Source organism: Bradyrhizobium sp. BR 1432, from assembly GCF_051547705.1.
GTDB lineage: Bacteria > Pseudomonadota > Alphaproteobacteria > Rhizobiales > Xanthobacteraceae > Bradyrhizobium > Bradyrhizobium zhanjiangense.
In genome coordinates, this window is sequence record NZ_JBPUGF010000003.1 from 6,359,955 (window position 1) to 6,377,968 (window position 18,014).

Sequence of the window (18,014 nt, forward strand, 5' to 3'; positions counted from 1 at the left end):
CACGAGCTCAAGAACCTGCGCCTCGCTGAGCATGCGCCGAGGCCCCGGCGTCGTGCTCGGTGCGCCGTCAGTTACCGAATGTCGTAATGCAGGGCGACACGTCGAAGACAGCAGATTTGCGGCGGGGGCGGTCGGTGTCTTTTCTTCCATGTGGTCGCTCCGGGTTTCGTGCGACCTCTTTAATAGTCGGATTGCTCGACGATGCATCAACGAAAACCTCCCCTGATACATTTTCGTTGACGCGCTACGTTGAGTTGCGTCGCGGCGGATGCCATTTTCAGGTGTTCTATCAGATGTTTCCCTTTAAGCTGGGCTGCTCGGTCGGTCTCTCGCGCTCGCGCAACTCTTGGGTGGTTGTCAGGGGTGGGAATTCGTCAACGCCGCGCTCGACGGCTCTCAAAAGGAAAAGCCCGGCCAGCGATGTGCTGACGGGGCTGCTCACATCGCCCAAGTTGGGCGATTTGCGTTGATCAGGCTGCGAGCCGCAACTCGTCCTGAGCGATGGCCTTCGGCGCAGGCTCGCCGATGATCCGCCGCAGCTCGGCTGCCCACGCCTGTAGGACCTCGCGCTTCTCTGCCATCTCGCGTTCCTCGGCGTGGATGTAGTGCTTGCCGGTGACAGGGGCAGCTTGATGCCGTCCTCGGTCGTCACGCGATGATCCAAGCAAAGCGCAATCTTCGATGTCGGTTGGCCGATCAAACGCGCCCAGCTCGCCGCCGTGCGCCGCAAATCGTGCGGCGTGAACGGCCTCAAGCCAAGCAACTGGCAGATGCCGGGGATCGTCACCTTGCCCTTGCGGGTCACCCCGCGTAGCGCCTCGGCCATGATTTTGCGATGCAGCGGTTGATCGCCGAGCGAGCTTGCGAAGACGAATTGCTTGTTCGATCCGCGCAAGGCCTCGTTGATGATCTCGACCGCGAGGTCGGACAGCGGCTGCCGGATCGTTCGCCGCTTCTTCACCCGCTCCTCCGGCACGTCGAAGCGGGCGCGCAGGCCGTCTAGATCGCACAGCTCGTCGCGGCGCGCGCCAAGCAACTCCTTCGACCGCAGCATCGTGACCAGCTCGAACCGGAGCGCGAGCCGGGTCCTGCGGTCCCATGATCCCATCAGTTCGTTGCGGTCGAGGCCGTGCCAGAAGGTTCTGATCTCATCCTCGTTGAGGACGCGGGCGCGCGGGTGCTCCGGGTCGAGCTTCGGCAGGTTCACGCAGGGGCTGGCGGTGACGTACTCGCGCGGCGGCTCCGCCGCCCAGTTGAAGAGTGCCGAGGCAGCCTTGCGCATGTGCCGCGCATTGGAGACCGAGGGCCTGCCGAACTTCCCCGCCACGATGTCGTCGGACAGTTGCGCGATGTCCCGCTTGGTGACCTCGCCCGGCAGCTTCTTGCCAAGCCGGGGACGCAGGAAGCGGTTGAGCTGGCGCGCCGTCTCCTCCCATGCCTCCAACCGGGGCCGCAGCTTGCCGCCAGCCTTTGCGACGGGCGTCTTCATCCACTCGATCCGTTCGTCGATGATCTCGGCCATGGTCTTGCCGCGCTTCGCCTTGTCGGCCTTGTGCTCGCGGAAGGTCTCGGCCAGCGCCTCACCGCCCATGCCCTTGAGACCGTAAACGCGGCTGCGGGCATGCTCGACCGTGAAGGTCTCCGGGTTGTAGATGCCCAGCCAGCCGGTGCGCTGCTTGCCGGTCTGCTTGTCGGTGAACTTGAATGAGAAGGTCGCCACGCCAGCCGAGGTGATGCTGACGTACAGACCGGAACATTTGCGGTCGTAGATTTTGACCCGTTCCTCGACCCGCTTTTCGCACATGCGGTCGGTCAAGATGACGTTGCGCTTGCGCGGGCGCTTGGCAACGGGCTCGGCGGTCGTGATAGTCTCGCTCATGGTTTCAGCTCCGAAGGGTTGGGACCATGGGCTCGGCTCTCGCTTCCAGTCTGTCGTGCGGACGCTGAAGGAGTAGGGCCGGGCCCTAGATTTGGCGAAATGCGCTGAAATCCGATGCGGGTATCGTAGGGAAAAACCCCTTGTTTTGAAGGGTTTTGTTGCTTTCAGGACCTTTCACCGTCCTTCAAAATATAGACGTGTGGTCCTGGCCGTCGTTGCTACGGTCAAGCCCTGGCGGATGCGGCATTGGCGTCAACCGGCGCAGTGTCGGCGACTTTCGCTGGGGTGAGGGAGGCCAGAGGGAACTCGGCTCCCGGGAGAGCGCGGCATAAGCCGTCAAACCACTGCGCAGGGAAGGCCGTGTGTTGGGCTTCACCTGTATGCTGCTGTGCGGTCTTCTCTGCGTGTGCGTTTCGCGCAGCGGACCGCGGGTGCCGCCGGCACCCGGCCTTCCCTGCGCCCTCTTGGATCTAGAGGGTGGAGAGACGAAGCAAAGCTCGGGCGAAATCCGTCGCGAGAATGCGAAGGCGTGTCTGCGACCACGCGCGCGCTGTCATCGCCCGCCTGCTGTTCAGCCCGGGGACATGACCGACGGGTGTTCGGGGACATAGCCGACACTTTTTCCGCTCGCCAAGTCGATGATAGCGACTTGGAGGACGACGGCAGTGCCCCTTGCTCCGTCATTGCGAGGAGCCCTTGCGACGAAGCAATCCGGAGTCCGCGGAGGGATTCTGGATTGCTTCGCTGCGCTCGCAATGACGCTGTGGAGGCAGCATGCGCCACACTGCGCCTCGTGCCCTGGACGCAGCGCAGCGTCACCCCGGCGATGCGAAGCATCGTCCAGCGACGATGCGCTGCAGAGCCGGGGCCCACGTCGCTGTGTCGTGCCGTGTGGCCCTGGATCCCGGCTCTGCGCCGCAACCGCTGCGCGTCCGGGACACGAGAGGGGCTCGGTGGTGCAGCAGGGCGGCGCCGACTCAGCCGAGCTGCCTCATCGTCAAACGGGGGCGCGCTGCCCGTGCTGTGAAATCGGAAGTTGTGGATCATCATCCCTGCGAGGGTATCTTGGTAGGACAATCCGTGTCTTCCACGCCACGATTGTTGTGTTCAAGCAACAGTGATTGGCGTTTTAGCCCTCATCACCGGCCGTTCGCATCAGCGCCGCTTTTTGGCCACACCCGAACATGAATAAAATCACTCTAATGATTTAAGTGCAGCGGCGGTCTTCGACGGCGACGGGAAATCCCAAGGTCGATTCAAATCTTGGCTCTGATTTTTCGGGTCTGAAAGGGTTGACCGGGGAAACTGGTTTGCGATGAGCGCGAAGATTGACAAGCAGAGGCTGCCGAGCCGTCACGTGACGGAAGGCCCTGCGCGCGCGCCGCATCGGTCCTACTTCTACGCTATGGGTCTGACCACCGAGCAGATCCACCAGCCCTTCGTCGGCGTCGCCTCGTGCTGGAATGAAGCCGCCCCCTGCAACATCGCCCTGATGCGCCAGGCGCAGGCGGTAAAGAAAGGTGTGGCGTCGGCCGGCGGCACTCCCCGCGAATTCTGCACCATCACCGTCACCGACGGCATCGCCATGGGTCATGACGGTATGCGCTCCTCGCTGCCGTCGCGCGAATGCATCGCCGACTCGGTCGAGCTGACGGTACGCGGTCACGCCTACGACGCCCTGGTCGGCCTGGCCGGCTGCGACAAGTCGCTGCCGGGCATGATGATGGCGATGGTCCGTCTCAACGTGCCGTCGATTTTCATTTACGGCGGCTCGATCCTGCCCGGCAATTTCCGCGGGCAACAGGTCACCGTGCAGGACATGTTCGAGGCCGTCGGCAAGCACTCGGTCGGCGCCATGTCGGACGAGGATCTCGACGAGATCGAGCGCGTGGCCTGCCCCTCGGCGGGCGCCTGCGGCGCGCAGTTCACCGCCAACACCATGGCGACCGTCTCCGAGGCGATCGGCCTTGCGCTGCCTTACTCGGCCGGTGCCCCCGCACCTTATGAAATCCGCGACGCCTTCTGCATGACCGCGGGCGAGAAGGTGATGGACCTGATCGCCTCCAACATCCGGCCGCGCGACATCGTCACCCGCAAGGCGTTGGAGAATGCCGCTGCCGTGGTCGCCGCATCCGGCGGCTCGACCAATGCTGCGCTGCACCTGCCGGCGATCGCGCACGAGGCGGGCATAAAGTTTGACTTATTCGACGTCGCCGAAATCTTCAAAAAGACACCATATATCGCTGATTTGAAGCCGGGTGGCCGTTATGTCGCCAAAGACATGTTTGAAGTAGGTGGCATACCGCTTCTGATGAAGACGCTGCTCGACAACGGCTTCCTGCACGGTGATTGCATTACCGTCACGGGCCGGACGATCGCCGAAAACCTCAAGAGCGTGAAGTGGAATCCGCACCAAGACGTGGTGCACCCGGCAGACAAACCCATCACCGTCACGGGCGGTGTGGTCGGTCTGAAGGGCAATTTGGCGCCAGAAGGTGCGATCGTGAAAGTCGCGGGAATGTCCAACCTCAGGTTTACCGGTCCGGCCAGGTGCTTCGACCGTGAGGAGGACGCTTTCGAGGCGGTTCAGAAGCGCACCTACCGCGAAGGCGAAGTCATCGTGATCCGCTACGAGGGGCCGAAGGGCGGCCCCGGCATGCGGGAGATGCTGCAGACCACCGCGGCGCTGACCGGCCAGGGCATGGGCGGCAAGATCGCGCTCATCACCGACGGCCGTTTCTCCGGCGCCACCCGGGGTTTCTGCATCGGCCATGTCGGGCCCGAGGCCGCGATTGGCGGCCCGATCGGGCTGCTCGAGGACGGCGACATCATCGAGATCGACGCCGTCGCCGGTAGCCTTAACGTAAAATTGAGCGACCAGGAGCTCGCCCAGCGCAAGACCAAATGGGCGGCTCGCGCGACTAACCACACGTCGGGTGCGCTCTGGAAGTATGCTCAGCAGGTTGGACCAGCGCGCGGGGGGGCGGTGACCCATCCGGGCGGCGCGCACGAGAAACAGTGCTATGCGGACATCTAGGCGTGCGATAGTTGCGTTTATGTTGGGGGCTGCTGCGCTGGCCGCACCGGCGCTCGCCTTCGACGGCGCGCCGGTCAACAAGGATGCGACCATCCCGGTCGTGACCACCTTGCCGGGGGCTGCGAATACGGTTCGCACCAGAGTTCCGCCGGCGGTCGCATCTCAGGAAGCCTCGCTCAGCGCCCTGCAATATGCCGCCGAGGGCGGTCACCCCATCGCGCAGTGGAAGCTCGGCCGCATGTACGCCAATGGCGACGGCGTCGCCCAGGACGATCTGCGCGCCTTCGAATATTTCAGCCGCATCGCCAACGCGCATGCCGAGGACAGCCCCTCGGCGCCGCAAGCGCAGATCGTGGCCAACGCCTTCGTCGCGCTCGGCCGCTACTATCTCAGCGGCATCCCGAACTCGAAGATCAAGTCGGATCCGGAGCGGGCGCGGGAGATGTTCTCCTATGCCGCGTCCTATTTCGGCAACGCGGATGCGCAGTACGATCTGGCCCGCCTGTACCTGAAGACGCCGGACGCCTCGCGCGAGGATTTCCGCTATGGCGCGCGCTGGCTCGGCCTCGCCGCGCAGAAGGGCCAGCATCAGGCCCAGGCGCTACTCGGCCAGATGCTGTTCAACGGCGACCGCCTGCCGCGACAGGCCGCGCGCGGCCTGATGTGGCTGACGCTGGCCCGGGATAGCGCCGGGGCCGAGGAGACCTGGATCAAGGAAAGCTACAACCGCGCCTTCGCCAAGGCCTCCGACGACGACCGCGCCATGTGCCTGCAAATGCTGGAGCAGTGGGTGCAGGGCCGCCGGGAGTGACCTGCAGAGGCGGCGTTAAGCCGCCTCGAGATCGAGATCCGCCCACACGGGCACGTGATCCGACGGCTTCTCCCAGCCGCGCACATAGCTGTCGATGCCGACATTGGCGAGCCGGTCGCTGGCCTGCGGCGACAGCAGCAAATGGTCGATGCGCAAGCCCTGGTTCTTCTGCCAGGCCCCGGCTTGGTAGTCCCAGAAGGTGTAGAGCCCCCCCTCATCCGTGACCGCCCGCAAGGCGTCGGTCAGGCCGATCCCGAGCAGGGACTGAAAGCTCTCCCGCGTCTCGGCCTTGAACAGGGCGTCCTCGGTCCAGGCGGCGGGATTGTGCACGTCGCGCCCATGCGGGATGACGTTGAAATCGCCGGCGAGGATCAGCGGGACCTCCTCCTTGAGGCGCTCCTTCGAATACTCAAGAAGCCGCGACATCCATTTGAGCTTGTAGGGATATTTGTCGGTGCCGACCGGATTGCCGTTGGGCAGGTAGAGGCAGGCAATCCGCAACACTCCCTGCTTGAGCGTCACCACGCCTTCGAGGAAGCGGGCATGCGCATCCTCGTCGTCGCCGGCGAGGCCCGACTTGGTCTCGTCGAACCGGAGCTTGGAGAGCAGGGCGACGCCGTTGAACGTCTTCTGCCCGTGCGTGACCACGTTGTAGCCGAGCGCTTCGATCTCCAGCCGCGGGAAGGCTTCGTCGACGCACTTGATCTCCTGAAGGCAGACGATGTCCGGCTGGCACTCCTTCAGCCAGGTCAGCAGCAGGTCGATGCGCTGCCGGACCGAGTTCACGTTCCAGGTGGCTACTCTGATGGGCATTGGAGGGCTCCAGGAGGGAGCCACCGTTAGAACAAAATGCAAACGCGCCCGTCAAGGCGGTCGCAAAATCTCCCACAAAATTAACCCGGCTTAAGCGCGCGCCGGGTCATTGATGCCGAAAAGGTTCCTCGGATGAGATGGCCGGACAAATCCATGACGCGAACTGAGTCGCGCGACGGCGTGGTCGGCGCGTTCCTGCACTGGCTCGGCGGCTTCGAGATCGAGGACGGCCTGACCGCCGATCTCAGCGAGCGCGAGCTGCGACGCATCCGCGCCAAGCAGATCGACGCGGTGACGCGGCTGATCCCGGTGACGATGGCCGTGACCCTGCTCAACGTCGCCATCGTGCTGATCCTGTTCTGGGGCAGGGGCTGGAACGATTTCCTCGCGATCTGGGGTATGACGTTCGCCGCTACCGCCTTGCTTGCGGTGCGTTCGTGGCGGCGGTCGCATCGAAATCCGCTGCAGGAGGCCTCAAGCCGCGCCGCGCGGCAGGTGCTGCGACAGGCGTTCTTCCTCGCCGCGATCTGGGGCATGCTGCCGCTGGCGCTGTTCAGCCACATCGGACCAACCAGCCAGCTCATCCTGGCCTGCCTGATGGTCGGCATGATGTCGGGCGGAGCGTTTACGCTGTCGACCTTCCCTCGTGCCGGCCTCGTCTATCTCGCCACCATGACGATCGCCTGCGTCGGCGCGCTGCTCTTGTGCGGCACCGGGCCCTATCTGGTGACAGCGGTATTCCTGCTGCTGTTCGCATTCTTCATGGCGCGCAACATCGTCTCCCAGGGCAACCTCTTCCTCGGCAATCTCAAGGCCCAGCTCGAGCTCGAGCGCCAGACCGAAATCATCTCGCTGCTGCTGAAGGACTTTCAGGAGAACGCCAGCGACTGGCTGTGGCAGACCGACGCCGAGGGGCATCTGGTCGACGTGCCCCAGCGCTTCGCCGACGTCGCGCAGCTGCCGCTTCCGCTGCTGAAGGGCTCGCATTTCGCCGACGTGCTCGACATGCTGTGCCCCGAGGACAAGAGCGCGGCCTACAACATTGTCGGCCTGATGGAGCAGGCCGAGCCGCTGCATGAGATGAATATCAAGGTCGTCGTCGGCGGCGAGGCACGGCTGTGGTCGCTGACGGCGAAGCCCGCCCACGATCGCGACGGCCAGTTCCTCGGCTATCGCGGCTTCGGCCGCGACGTGACCGAGCGCTGGCGCGCGGAAAAGGCCGAGGCCGAGAGCCGCGCCAAGTCCGACTTCCTCGCGGTGATGAGCCACGAGATCCGCACGCCGATGAACGGCGTGCTCGGGCTCGCCAGCATGCTGCTGGAGACAAAACTCGATCCGGAGCAGCGCGAGGCCGTGACCACGATCCGCGAGTCCGGCGACAATCTCCAGCGCATCCTCAATGACATCCTCGATCTGTCCAAGCTCGAGGCCGGCCGCTTCGCGTTCGAGGCGATCGACTTTGCGCCGCAGGCGCTGGTCGAGACCGCAGCGACCGTGGGACGCGCGAGCGCCAAGAGCAAGGGGCTTGCGGTCAAGGTCGAGCTCGATCCGAACCTGCCGCCGACGCTGCGCGGCGACGTCGCGCGCATCCGCCAGGTGCTGCTCAACCTCGTGTCCAATGCGGTGAAGTTCACCGACGACGGCGAGGTGACGATTTCGGCCACCTGCCAGGCACGGCGCGATCTGCTGGCGACCGTCGAATGGACGGTGACCGACAGTGGCATCGGCATCGCCCCCGAAAAACTAGGCCAGCTGTTCAGCGACTTCGCCCAGGCCGACGCCTCGATCAGCCGCCGCTTCGGCGGCACTGGCCTCGGCCTTGCGATCTCCCGGCGCATCATCGAGCAGATGGGTGGCACCATCGGCGTCACCTCGACCCCGGGCAAGGGCTCGACCTTCCGCTTCACGCTGGTGTTGCCCTGGAGCCAGGCGCAGGCGTCCGATCAGGATGCGGGCCGCGACGACGCCGACGAGCTCAAGGCGCGCATTGCCGGGCTCGACCGGCCGCTGAAGGTGCTGGTCGCGGAGGATGATGCGGTCAACCGTATGGTCGTCAGCAAGATGTTAGGGGCATTCGACGTCGAGCTGTGCGTCGTCACCGACGGCGTTCAGGCCGTCGAGGCGGTGTCGGAGGGCAACTACGATGTCGTGCTGATGGATGTGCGCATGCCCGACATGGACGGCCTGGCCGCAACCCGTGCGATCCGCGCACAAGGCGGGCGCTTCGACGCCCTGCCGATCATCGCACTGACCGCCAATGCGTTCCCGGAGGACGTGAAGATCTGCCGCGAAGCGGGCATGTCGGACTTCCTCGCCAAGCCGCTGCGCAAGCCGGCCCTGGTCGCCGCGCTGCTACGCGCGCTGGACGGCTATGTCCTCTCGGAGGACGCGCCGCTTCAGCCGCAGCTGCTGCCGGCGGATGTCGAGTGGACGGACGAGGAAAGGCAGATGACGGGCGCTTAAAGCGTATTCAAGCGAAGCGGCGCCCCGTTACAGTTTTCCATAGACTCGCCTGGCGACCACCTTCAGGCGTTGGACCGAGCCGGACTCCGGATGCGGCTTGACCGGTGCGAACAGGATCGAAGCCTGCCTGCCGTTCTTCCAGACATAGATGGTGTCGGCGTTGCCGTTGCCCTTGGTGCAGGAATGCTCGCCGAACGCTTCGTTGCCGAGCTCGGGGATCACCACGTGTTGGCAGGGACCTGCGCGTTTCATCATGCTGATGGCGGTGTCGCGCGAGGTCGCGATCACCGCGACTGTCATGGTGTTGGCCTCGCGATCGAACATCATGCAGCTGCCCGCGCCGGTCCGCTGGACCGTGAGCGTGCTCTTGTCGAGGAAACCGTCGGCATCCGCGGCGGTGAGCCACTCGCAATCGCCGAACCGCTCGCTGGTCTTGCCCACGTTGGCGATGGCAGCGCGCGCAGCTTCGGTGAGCGGTCCGAGTAGCGCGTCGTCAGCGCGCCGGCCGATCGGATAGATGCTGATCTGCAGGATGTAATCGCCGGACAAGGCGACGACCGAGGCCTCCTGACGCTGCGCGCCGGCGGCGCTCGTTCCGCCCTGGCCTTCGTCGCCGATCCCCGCGACTGCGTTCAGCGGCATGCGCTCGCCGAGCGTCTTGACGAAGGTCGCGTACAATTCCCTGGCGCGGTCCTTGTCGGGATTGCGAAACACGGTCAGCATCATCGTGTCGCCGCGCCCGGCCTGGTAGATGCAGCCGCGGCCGTCCTGATTTGAAACCAGCGACCAATTGAGCGCCGGCATCGCGCCGCCGAGCTCCTTGGCACTGATGAACGGACAGGATTCGGCAGCGAGCACGGGAGATACAGGGACGGCTGCGATTGCAAGGAATAGAACGAGGCAACAGAACAGACGATCGATTATGCGCATTGGATAAGCTACCGCTATTGGCGCCATGGCCGATGAAGATGGGCACTACTCGTTCACCGCGGCGCTATGATGCCGCAGTCTGGCACGGGCTCCAAGCGGCAAGGCATGCTCGATCCTGTCGCAGCCGAAGAGGCCTCGTGATATTGTACGTTCGACAAGCGTAGGGGGATTGGCGTGATAAATGGGAGGATGTCAGCGGAGAACGGGAGGATATCAGCGGAAGCTATCGACAGAAAGCTCAGATCAGAAAGGATACTTCGAGCCGAGGGCGTACCCCTCCTTGCTGCATTACCCGTTATTGAGACCACGGCTGAGGCGCTGAAACGGCCTAAAGAAGAGGTCGCGCTGCGCACTCTTTGTCTCCTCTTCGTTGCTGCAAAGGGCGAAGGACTTGGGGAAGAATTGGTTGAACGACTTCTACAATCATACGAACTCCGCCCACATCTGACTCCCAAGGAACTCGGCTTCGCGCTCGACAAATCCCCCTCGCAGCACGACCGGATTCAATTCACCTGGAGGCACGAAGCCGCCTGGACTCTGCTTTGGGCATTGGGCTTCGTGCCCCAACTAGGCAAGCCAGCTCAGATTTGCGACGTGAATTTCGCCGCGGGGACGATGGCCGAAAGGACAACCTCTCAGTTCATCGAAGACTTCGAACTTCGTCCGATCGCCGACATTCTTGATCAGGCCGATCTGATCTACAGGTATCACTGGGCTGTTAGAAACGCCCGCATGAAAGGACCGCAGGTACCGGCAGCTCTCGATCCTGGCGTGACGGAAGAAAGACACTACGCTTTAAACTGGCTTATCGGATGCAACGGACAAGCGTGGGATCATGTCACGACTGATACCTAACGCTCGATTGAGCGAAGGGGCTGCAGGTGGCTCGCTAAAGTAGGACTTCCGCAAGCGCGCAAAAGCCGAAATGCACCGTGCCGACGTCCCGGCCACGGTGCATGGGGTCGTTTTTCAGATTTTGAGTCTGACTAAATCGAGAAGCTGGTCCCGCAGCCGCACGAGGCCGTCGCGTTGGGGTTGTTGACGCGGAACGAGGCGCCGATCAGATCGTCGACAAAATCGACCTGGGATCCCGCCAGGAACGGTTGCGAGGCGGAGTCGACCAGCACCACCGCATTGTCCTGCTCGATCACGAGGTCGTCGTCGGTGCGGGCGCGGTCGATGTCGAACTTGTACTGGAAACCCGAGCAGCCGCCGCCTTCGACGGAAATGCGCAGCATCGCGCCAGAACCTTCGCCCTTGAGGATCTCCCCGAATCCGGCGTGCGGCCCGGTCGCTGATGGTCACGGCAGTCGTCATTACTGGTCTCCAATAGTCCCCGCGGTCATACCAAATTCATTTGCCCAATTCATTTGGTATCCCGTGTCCGACATAGTTAAGTGCCACCATACGCAGAATCAAATGGATAGGGACTAAATTCGCCGTGTCCGTCGGAATGGCTGCCCCCGCGCGCCCTATGCCTGCGACCCCGATCGCAGCCGCGGCCGGCTGGTCGCCGAGCCCCCGAGCCGGACCCGCAGCCCGTTCCGGCGCGATTGCGACCGCGTGATCCATTCCACCGCGTTCCGCCGCCTGAAGTACAAGACCCAGGTGTTCGTGTTCCACGAGGGCGACCACTACCGCACCCGGCTGACCCATTCGCTGGAGGTGGCGCAGATCGCCCGCGCGCTGGCCCGGCAACTCGGGCTGGACGAGGATCTCACCGAAACGCTGGCGCTCGCCCATGATCTCGGTCATCCGCCGTTCGGTCATGCCGGCGAGCGGGCGCTGGACGCCTGCCTGAAGGAGTTTGGCGGCTTCGACCACAACGCCCAGACGCTCCGGGTCGTCACCGCGCTGGAGCACCGCTATCCCGACTTCGATGGGCTGAACCTGACCTGGGAATCGCTGGAGGGCATCGTCAAGCACAACGGCCCGCTGACCGATCGCAGCGGCGCGCCGACCGAGCGCTACCGCGAGCACGGTGTTCCCGTCGGCATCGCCGACTATATCAAGACCTATGACCTCGAATTATGGAGCTTTGCCTCGCTCGAGGCGCAGGTCGCCGCGATCGCCGACGACATCGCCTATGACGCCCACGACATCGATGACGGCCTGCGCGCCGGCCTGTTCCACCTCGACGATCTCAAGGTGATGCCGCTGACCGCGGAGATCATCGCCGAGACCTCGGCGCAGTATCCCGATCTCGAAGATGTCAGGCGCGGCGCAGAGCTTGTGCGCGAGCTGATCTCGCATCTGATCGGTGCGGTGTTCGCCGAGGCGCAGAAGAATCTTGCGGCGGTCAAACCGCAATCGGCTCAGGACGTGCGCCAGCAGAGCCGGGCGCTGGTCGCGTTCCCAGCCGAGGTCGCCGAGGAGGAGGCCGCCATCAAGCGCTTCCTGTACCAGCACATGTACCGCCACAAGCGGGTGATGCGGGTGATGGGGGAGGCGGAGCAGATCCTGTTCGAGCTGTTCGCAAAGTACCTGAAGGAGCCATCTGAACTGCCGCCGGAATGGCTGGTGGGGGCGGAGGCGGACAATGAGGGCGATCGGGCCCGCCGGATCGGTAATTTCATTGCCGGAATGACCGATCGTTTCGCCCTGACCGAGCACCAGCGGCTCTTTGAACTCGACCCCGGATTTGCGTTAGGCGGCGGCCATGCCCGACACATCCTCATCCCTGCACCTGTTCGCCGACGTGCTCGCGCGTGTGCACGCCGCCTGCCGTACGCTGGCCGTGGACGCCAACTGGCCTGAGGGCATCGATTTCTCGCGCGTGGTGGTCGAGCCGCCGCGCGATGCCTCCCATGGTGACATGGCGACCAACGCCGCCATGGTGCTTGCGAAAGAGGCGAAGGCAAAACCCCGCGATCTCGCCGAGCAGATCGCCGAGCGGCTGCGCACGGATGCGCTGATCGCCAAGGTCGACGTCGCCGGCCCCGGCTTCATCAACTTGACGCTGAAGCCGGCCGCCTGGGCCGAGGCGCTGCGCACGGTGCTGCGCGAGGGCGCCGATTACGGCCGCGTCCGCGGCGGCTCCAAGGTCAACGTCGAATACGTCTCGGCCAATCCGACCGGACCGATGCATGTCGGTCACTGTCGCGGCGCCGTGTTTGGCAACGCGCTGGCAAGCCTGCTTCAGTTCGCGGGCCACGACGTCACGCGCGAATACTACATCAACGACGCCGGCGCCCAGGTCGACGTGCTCGCACGCTCCGCCTTCCTGAGGTATCGCGAGGCGCTCGGCGAGGACATTGGCGCGATCCCGGAAGGACTCTATCCCGGTGACTACCTCAAGCCCGTCGGCGCGGCGCTGGCCAAGGAGCATGGCGCCAAGCTCCGCGGGGTGAGCGAGGCCGAGTGGCTGCCGACGGTGCGCGCCAAGGCGATCGCGATGATGATGGACGAGATCAAGGACGATCTCGCCGCCCTCAACATTCGCCACGACGTGTTTTTCTCCGAGCGCTCGCTGATCGAGACCGGCAACAACAAGGTTGCCGAGACCATCGATTTCCTACAGGCCAAAGGCGACATCTACGAAGGTCGCCTGCCGCCGCCAAAGGGCGCGCCGGTCGAGGATTGGGAAGACCGCGAACAACTGCTGTTCAAGGCGACCGCCTACGGCGACGATGTCGACCGTCCGCTGATCAAGTCGGACAATTCATACACCTACTTCGCCTCCGACATCGCCTACCACAAGAACAAGTTCGACCGTGGTTTTGCGGAGATGATCGACGTCTGGGGCGCCGACCATGGCGGCTACATCAAGCGCATGCAGGCGGCGGTGAAGGCGACGACATCAGGCAAGGGCGCGCTCGACGTCAAGATCGTGCAGCTCGTGAAGCTGCTGCGCAATGGCGAGCCGGTGAAAATGTCGAAGCGGAGCGGGGACTTCGTCACCTTGCGTGAGGTGGTGGATGAGGTCGGCCAGGACGCCGTCCGCTTCATGATGCTCTACCGCAAGAACGATGCGGTGCTCGACTTCGACCTCGCCAAGGTGATGGAGCAGTCGCGCGACAACCCGGTGTTCTACGTCCAGTATGGTCACGCCCGCGGTCACTCGATCTTCCGCAACGCGCGGGCCGAGGTGTTCCCGGAACTGCCCGGGGAGACCGTCGAACGGATCGCCTGGCTGAGTGAGTTGGCGGTGGAACGGTTGTCGGATCCGGTCGAACTCGATCTTCTCAAGCGCCTCGCAATTTATCCGCGGGTGATGGAAGCTGCCGCCGCGGCCCACGAGCCGCACCGAATTGCCTTTTATCTCTATGATTTAGCCAGCGAATTTCATGCACTTTGGACGAAGGGGCGCGATTTGCCCTATTTACGCTTCATTATCAATAATGATGCAGATCTTACAAAAGCGCGACTGGCCATGGTCCAGGGCGTTGTCTCTGTCCTGGCATCGGGCCTTGCCATCCTCGGCGTCCATGCCCCGGACGAGATGCGGTAGTTTGGGGCGAACTACCTAATGGGAATTCGGGGGGTAACCGGCAGAAGCCGGATCGCTTAGACTTGGTTGAAAGCCTTGTGGGTCGAAAGCCGTGCCTTGGTCGAGGGGCGCGCGGCTTTCCCGAAGGGACGCATCATCACGATGGCCGAACGATATCAGGACAGACCGTTTCCCTCCGATGACTATGGTCGCGGTAGCGATCAGCATGGGAAGGCGGAAAATGATCCCTTGGCCGAGCTCGCCCGTCTGATCGGACAGACCGATCCGTTCGCAGCGCAGTCGCGGCCAACTGTGCGCCCGACGGCAGCGCCTGCCCAGAGCTATCGGGAAGACGACCATCGCCATGACGATGATCAGCAGGACTATGCTGAGCAACCTCCGCCGCCGCCCGGGCCACCCTCATGGATGCGGCGCGCTAACGTGCAGCCGCAGCCGGCACCCGCGCCGGAGCCTGACTATCCCGTCTCCGTAAACCCAGTTCATCCGTTGCATCGCTATTCGGCCCAGCCGACTGCGCCTGCCCCAGAGCCGGATTTTCATCAGCCGCAGACCCATCAGGATCACGCTTATCAAGTTCAAGCGTATCAGGATCAGGCCTACCAGCAGCACGGTCAGGCTTATCAGGAGCAGGCCTATCAGGAGCCGTACGCGCAGCCCGATCCGTCGCGCTACGATGATGCGCTCTACGGTCGGCTCGAGACCGGCGAGCAGGACTACCAGCGCGATCCGGCCTACCCCGACGATCCCTACGCGTACCAGAACGACTATCCCGAGGCCGAACTTGACGAGCCGAAGAAGCGGCGCGGCGGCATGATGACGGTCGCGGCGATCCTCGCGCTTGCCGTGGTCGGGACTGGCGCTGCCTTTGCCTACAAGACCTATGTGGGTTCGCCTCGCAGCGGCGAGCCGCCGATCATCAAGGCCGACAACACGCCGACCAAGATCGTGCCGGCGCCGACGGACTCCACGGCCAAGGTGCCGGATCGCATGGTGAGCGGTGACGGCACTGAGAAGATCGTGCCGCGCGAGGAGGCGCCTGTCGACGTCAACGCCAGGGCGGGTGGACCCCGTGTGGTGTTCCCGCCGCTGAACCAGAATGCGAACCCGCCGTCGGTAGCGAGTGTGTCGCCGTCGATGGTGCCGCCGCCGAGCGCAGGGCCGACTCCGAGCAACGGCACACTGCCGAACAATTCGCCGCGTTCGATCAGGACGGTGGCCGTGAAGGGCGATCAGACCGATAGCGCCGCCCCGCAATCGGCGGCAGCCGCCAAGCCGGCAACTGCGCCAAAACCCATTGCCGCGCCGCCTGCACCGATCGCGCCGCGCAATCCGCCGACCTCGGCCAACGCCAGCGCCAACCAGCCTATGTCGCTCGCGCCGCAATCGGGACCGACGGCCGAGCCTCCGCAGCGGATGGCTGCGACCAATCCGACGCAACTCGCCCCCACCAGCAGCGGCGGCTACATCGTGCAGGTCTCCTCTCAGCAGAGCGAGGACAGCGCCGCCGCATCCTACCGGGTGCTTCAGAGCAAGTACGGCAGCGTGCTCGGATCGCGCTCGCCGGTGATCAAGCGCGTCGACCTCACCGACAAGGGCAAGGGCATCGTCTACCGCGCCTTCGCCGGTCCCTATGGTTCGGCAGAGGAAGCGACGCAGGCATGCAACAGCCTCAAGTCCGCAGGCCTGTCCGCCTGCTTCGTCCAGAGGAATTAACGGTCGTTTCCTTGACCCCCTCGCGGGGCAGGGTTAATCGGCCGTTATGAGCACGCGGGCCTTCATTACCGGCGTATCCGGAACGGAACTGACCGCCGCCGAGCGGGAGTTTATCCGTGCCGAACGCCCGTGGGGCTTCATCCTGTTCAAGCGCAATGTCGCGACACCGGCGCAAGTTGCTGCATTGGTTGCGGAATTGCGAGCTGTGTCGGAAGCCGCCGACGCGCCTGTCCTGATTGATCAGGAGGGCGGTCGGGTGCAGCGGCTGGGGCCGCCGCACTGGCCGATCTATCCGCCGGGGACCGTATTCGCGACTTTGTACGACACTGATTCGGCGCTCGGGCTCACTGCGGCGCGCCTGAGCGCCCGCCTGATCGCGGCCGATCTCGCCGATCTCGGCATTACCGTGGATTGCCTGCCGCTCGCTGACGTGCCGGTGCCGGGTGCCGATGCCGTCATCGGCAACCGGGCCTACGGCACGGAGCCGGGCAAGGTCGCGGCGATTGCCCGTGCGGTCACCGAAGGCCTGGAGCAGGGCGGCGTTCTGCCGGTTCTGAAGCACATCCCCGGTCATGGCCGGGCCACCGCCGACACCCATTTCAAGCTGCCGACGGTCGATACGCCCCGGGACGAGCTGGAGCGGACCGATTTCGCCGCGTTCAAGCCGCTTTCGGACCTGCCGATGGCCATGACTGCACATGTTGTGTTTAGCGCGGTCGACTCCGCCCATCCGGCGACGACATCTGCGACAATGATTGCTGACGTGATTCGCGGCGCAATCGGGTTCCAGGGTTTGTTAATGAGTGATGACGTGTCGATGAACGCGCTGTCGGGGAATATCGCCGAGCGGACCCGCGCTATCTTTGCGGCCGGTTGCGACGTGGCCCTGCATTGCAACGGCAACATCGCGGAGATGCACGACGTCGCTGGGCAGACACCCGAACTGTCCGGCAGGGCACTGGAGCGGGCGAAAGCCGCGCTCGCCGCACGCAAGCCGCCGCAGCCGTTCGACCGGGCGGCCGCACGCGCGGAACTGGACGCATTGATCGCACGGGCAAACACGGCATCCGCATGACCGCAGAAATCCTATCGTTCGAAACCGGGCGGCCCGCAGAGCTCGCCGAGGGTGAGCCGGCGTTGGTCGTGGACGTCGAAGGCTATGAGGGCCCGCTCGACCTGTTGCTCGCACTGGCACGGCAGCAGAAGGTCGACCTTGCCAAGATTTCGATCCTGGCGCTGGCGGACCAGTATCTCCACTTCATCGAAGCTGCGCGGAAGATCCGGCTGGAACTCGCTGCTGATTATCTCGTGATGGCGGCCTGGCTCGCCTTCCTGAAATCGCGCCTCCTGCTGCCGGAGCCGCCGAGCGCGGAAGGCCCGAGCGCCGAGCAGATGGCGACCGCGCTTGCCAACCGTCTGCGCCGGCTGGAAGCCATTCGCGAAGCCGCCAATCGGCTGATGAACAGGCCGCAATTGCAGCGCGACATCTTCCCGCGCGGCGAGCCCGAGCAGATCGCCGAGATCAAGCATCCGAAATACACGGCGACGCTGTACGACCTGCTCACCGCCTATGCGGCGCAGCGGCAGTCGCGCGTGCTGGCGAGCGTGCATCTGGCCAAGCGCACGGTGTGGTCGCTCGCCGAAGCGCGCGCCACGCTGGAGCGGCTGGTCGGCAGCATCAGTGAACAGGACGACTGGGGCGTTCTCGACAACTTCCTGATCCGGCATGTCGCCGATCCGACGCAGCGCGCGACGGTGTTCGCCTCGAGCTTTGCCGCCGCGCTCGAACTGGTGCGCGAAGGCCAGCTCGAGCTGAACCAGAAAGAGGCGTTTGCGCCCATCTATTTCCGGAAGGGGCGTCCTAAACCGGTTCCGGACGCAGCTCCTGCGCCCGATGCGCCGGTCGGTTAAGTGCAAG

The 18,014-nt window shown here is 64.3% G+C and carries 11 protein-coding genes and 2 pseudogenes; 9 read left to right on the top strand and 4 right to left on the bottom strand.

The genetic code is table 11. The features are described 5' to 3' along the window. Positions 1-289: 289 nt before the first annotated feature. Positions 290-1,879, bottom strand: coding sequence for a tyrosine-type recombinase/integrase (locus tag ACSKB8_RS30875; RefSeq protein ID WP_438108160.1), 1,590 nt, complete (start codon positions 1,877-1,879; stop codon positions 290-292). Between the two features lie 1,315 nt (positions 1,880-3,194). On the opposite strand from ACSKB8_RS30875, the gene ilvD reads away from it, so the two are divergent. Both ilvD and ACSKB8_RS30885 read left to right on the top strand, forming a co-directional pair. Next, positions 3,195-4,916 (top strand): dihydroxy-acid dehydratase, encoded by a 1,722-nt coding sequence (gene ilvD, locus ACSKB8_RS30880; RefSeq protein ID WP_438108162.1) that lies wholly within the window; start codon positions 3,195-3,197, stop codon positions 4,914-4,916. After that, entirely contained in the window at positions 4,903-5,727 is an 825-nt protein-coding gene (locus ACSKB8_RS30885; protein ID WP_438108164.1) for a tetratricopeptide repeat protein, read from the top strand. The genes ilvD and ACSKB8_RS30885 overlap by 14 nt, the downstream gene beginning before the upstream one ends. A gap of 15 nt (positions 5,728-5,742) precedes the next feature. Here the strand turns inward: ACSKB8_RS30885 and xth are convergent, their stop codons facing one another. Next, the gene (gene xth / locus ACSKB8_RS30890) at positions 5,743-6,540 is read right to left on the bottom strand and encodes an exodeoxyribonuclease III (RefSeq protein ID WP_128945869.1); all 798 of its coding nucleotides are present in this window, start codon (positions 6,538-6,540) and stop codon (positions 5,743-5,745) included. Between the two features lie 132 nt (positions 6,541-6,672). Between xth and ACSKB8_RS30895 the strand changes: the two genes are divergently transcribed. Beyond that, positions 6,673-9,003: an ATP-binding protein gene (locus ACSKB8_RS30895; RefSeq protein WP_438108166.1), complete on the top strand. Its 2,331-nt coding sequence runs from the start codon at positions 6,673-6,675 to the stop codon at positions 9,001-9,003. 27 nt (positions 9,004-9,030) lie between these two features. Here the strand turns inward: ACSKB8_RS30895 and ACSKB8_RS30900 are convergent, their stop codons facing one another. Next, positions 9,031-9,861, bottom strand: a complete 831-nt coding sequence (locus tag ACSKB8_RS30900; protein ID WP_438108168.1) for a hypothetical protein — start codon at positions 9,859-9,861, stop codon at positions 9,031-9,033. 261 nt (positions 9,862-10,122) lie between these two features. On the opposite strand from ACSKB8_RS30900, the gene ACSKB8_RS30905 reads away from it, so the two are divergent. Continuing rightward, positions 10,123-10,788 (top strand): DUF4272 domain-containing protein, encoded by a 666-nt coding sequence (locus ACSKB8_RS30905; protein WP_438108169.1) that lies wholly within the window; start codon positions 10,123-10,125, stop codon positions 10,786-10,788. 131 nt (positions 10,789-10,919) lie between these two features. On the opposite strand, the pseudogene erpA reads toward ACSKB8_RS30905, so the two are convergent. After that, positions 10,920-11,250: pseudogene (gene erpA / locus ACSKB8_RS30910) on the bottom strand (iron-sulfur cluster insertion protein ErpA). 124 nt (positions 11,251-11,374) lie between these two features. On the opposite strand from erpA, the pseudogene ACSKB8_RS30915 reads away from it, so the two are divergent. From ACSKB8_RS30915 to ACSKB8_RS30935, 5 genes and pseudogenes are all read left to right on the top strand, one after another. Next, positions 11,375-12,583 (top strand): annotated as a pseudogene (locus ACSKB8_RS30915) (deoxyguanosinetriphosphate triphosphohydrolase). A 9-nt stretch (positions 12,584-12,592) separates the two neighbouring features. Continuing rightward, positions 12,593-14,383 (top strand): arginine--tRNA ligase, encoded by a 1,791-nt coding sequence (argS, locus tag ACSKB8_RS30920; RefSeq protein ID WP_438108170.1) that lies wholly within the window; start codon positions 12,593-12,595, stop codon positions 14,381-14,383. 141 nt (positions 14,384-14,524) lie between these two features. Then, the gene (locus ACSKB8_RS30925) at positions 14,525-16,096 is read left to right on the top strand and encodes an SPOR domain-containing protein (RefSeq protein WP_438108172.1); all 1,572 of its coding nucleotides are present in this window, start codon (positions 14,525-14,527) and stop codon (positions 16,094-16,096) included. A 46-nt stretch (positions 16,097-16,142) separates the two neighbouring features. After that, positions 16,143-17,171 (top strand): beta-N-acetylhexosaminidase, encoded by a 1,029-nt coding sequence (gene nagZ / locus ACSKB8_RS30930; RefSeq protein ID WP_370987203.1) that lies wholly within the window; start codon positions 16,143-16,145, stop codon positions 17,169-17,171. Continuing rightward, positions 17,168-18,007: a segregation and condensation protein A gene (locus ACSKB8_RS30935; protein WP_438108174.1), complete on the top strand. Its 840-nt coding sequence runs from the start codon at positions 17,168-17,170 to the stop codon at positions 18,005-18,007. The genes nagZ and ACSKB8_RS30935 overlap by 4 nt, the downstream gene beginning before the upstream one ends. The last annotated feature ends 7 nt before the right edge of the window (positions 18,008-18,014 follow it).

Bases quoted from the DNA above. Each gene is read 5' to 3' on its own strand.
- ACSKB8_RS30925 (WP_438108172.1), top strand. From the start codon at position 14,525: ATGGCCGAACGATATCAGGACAGACCGTTTCCCTCCGATGACTATGGT.
- nagZ (WP_370987203.1), top strand. From the start codon at position 16,143: ATGAGCACGCGGGCCTTCATTACCGGCGTATCCGGAACGGAACTGACC.
- argS (WP_438108170.1), top strand. From the start codon at position 12,593: ATGCCCGACACATCCTCATCCCTGCACCTGTTCGCCGACGTGCTCGCG.
- ACSKB8_RS30905 (WP_438108169.1), top strand. From the start codon at position 10,123: ATGTCAGCGGAGAACGGGAGGATATCAGCGGAAGCTATCGACAGAAAG.
- ACSKB8_RS30895 (WP_438108166.1), top strand. From the start codon at position 6,673: ATGAGATGGCCGGACAAATCCATGACGCGAACTGAGTCGCGCGACGGC.
- ACSKB8_RS30935 (WP_438108174.1), top strand. From the start codon at position 17,168: ATGACCGCAGAAATCCTATCGTTCGAAACCGGGCGGCCCGCAGAGCTC.
- ACSKB8_RS30875 (WP_438108160.1), bottom strand. From the start codon at position 1,879: ATGAGCGAGACTATCACGACCGCCGAGCCCGTTGCCAAGCGCCCGCGC.
- xth (WP_128945869.1), bottom strand. From the start codon at position 6,540: ATGCCCATCAGAGTAGCCACCTGGAACGTGAACTCGGTCCGGCAGCGC.
- ACSKB8_RS30885 (WP_438108164.1), top strand. From the start codon at position 4,903: ATGCGGACATCTAGGCGTGCGATAGTTGCGTTTATGTTGGGGGCTGCT.
- ilvD (WP_438108162.1), top strand. From the start codon at position 3,195: ATGAGCGCGAAGATTGACAAGCAGAGGCTGCCGAGCCGTCACGTGACG.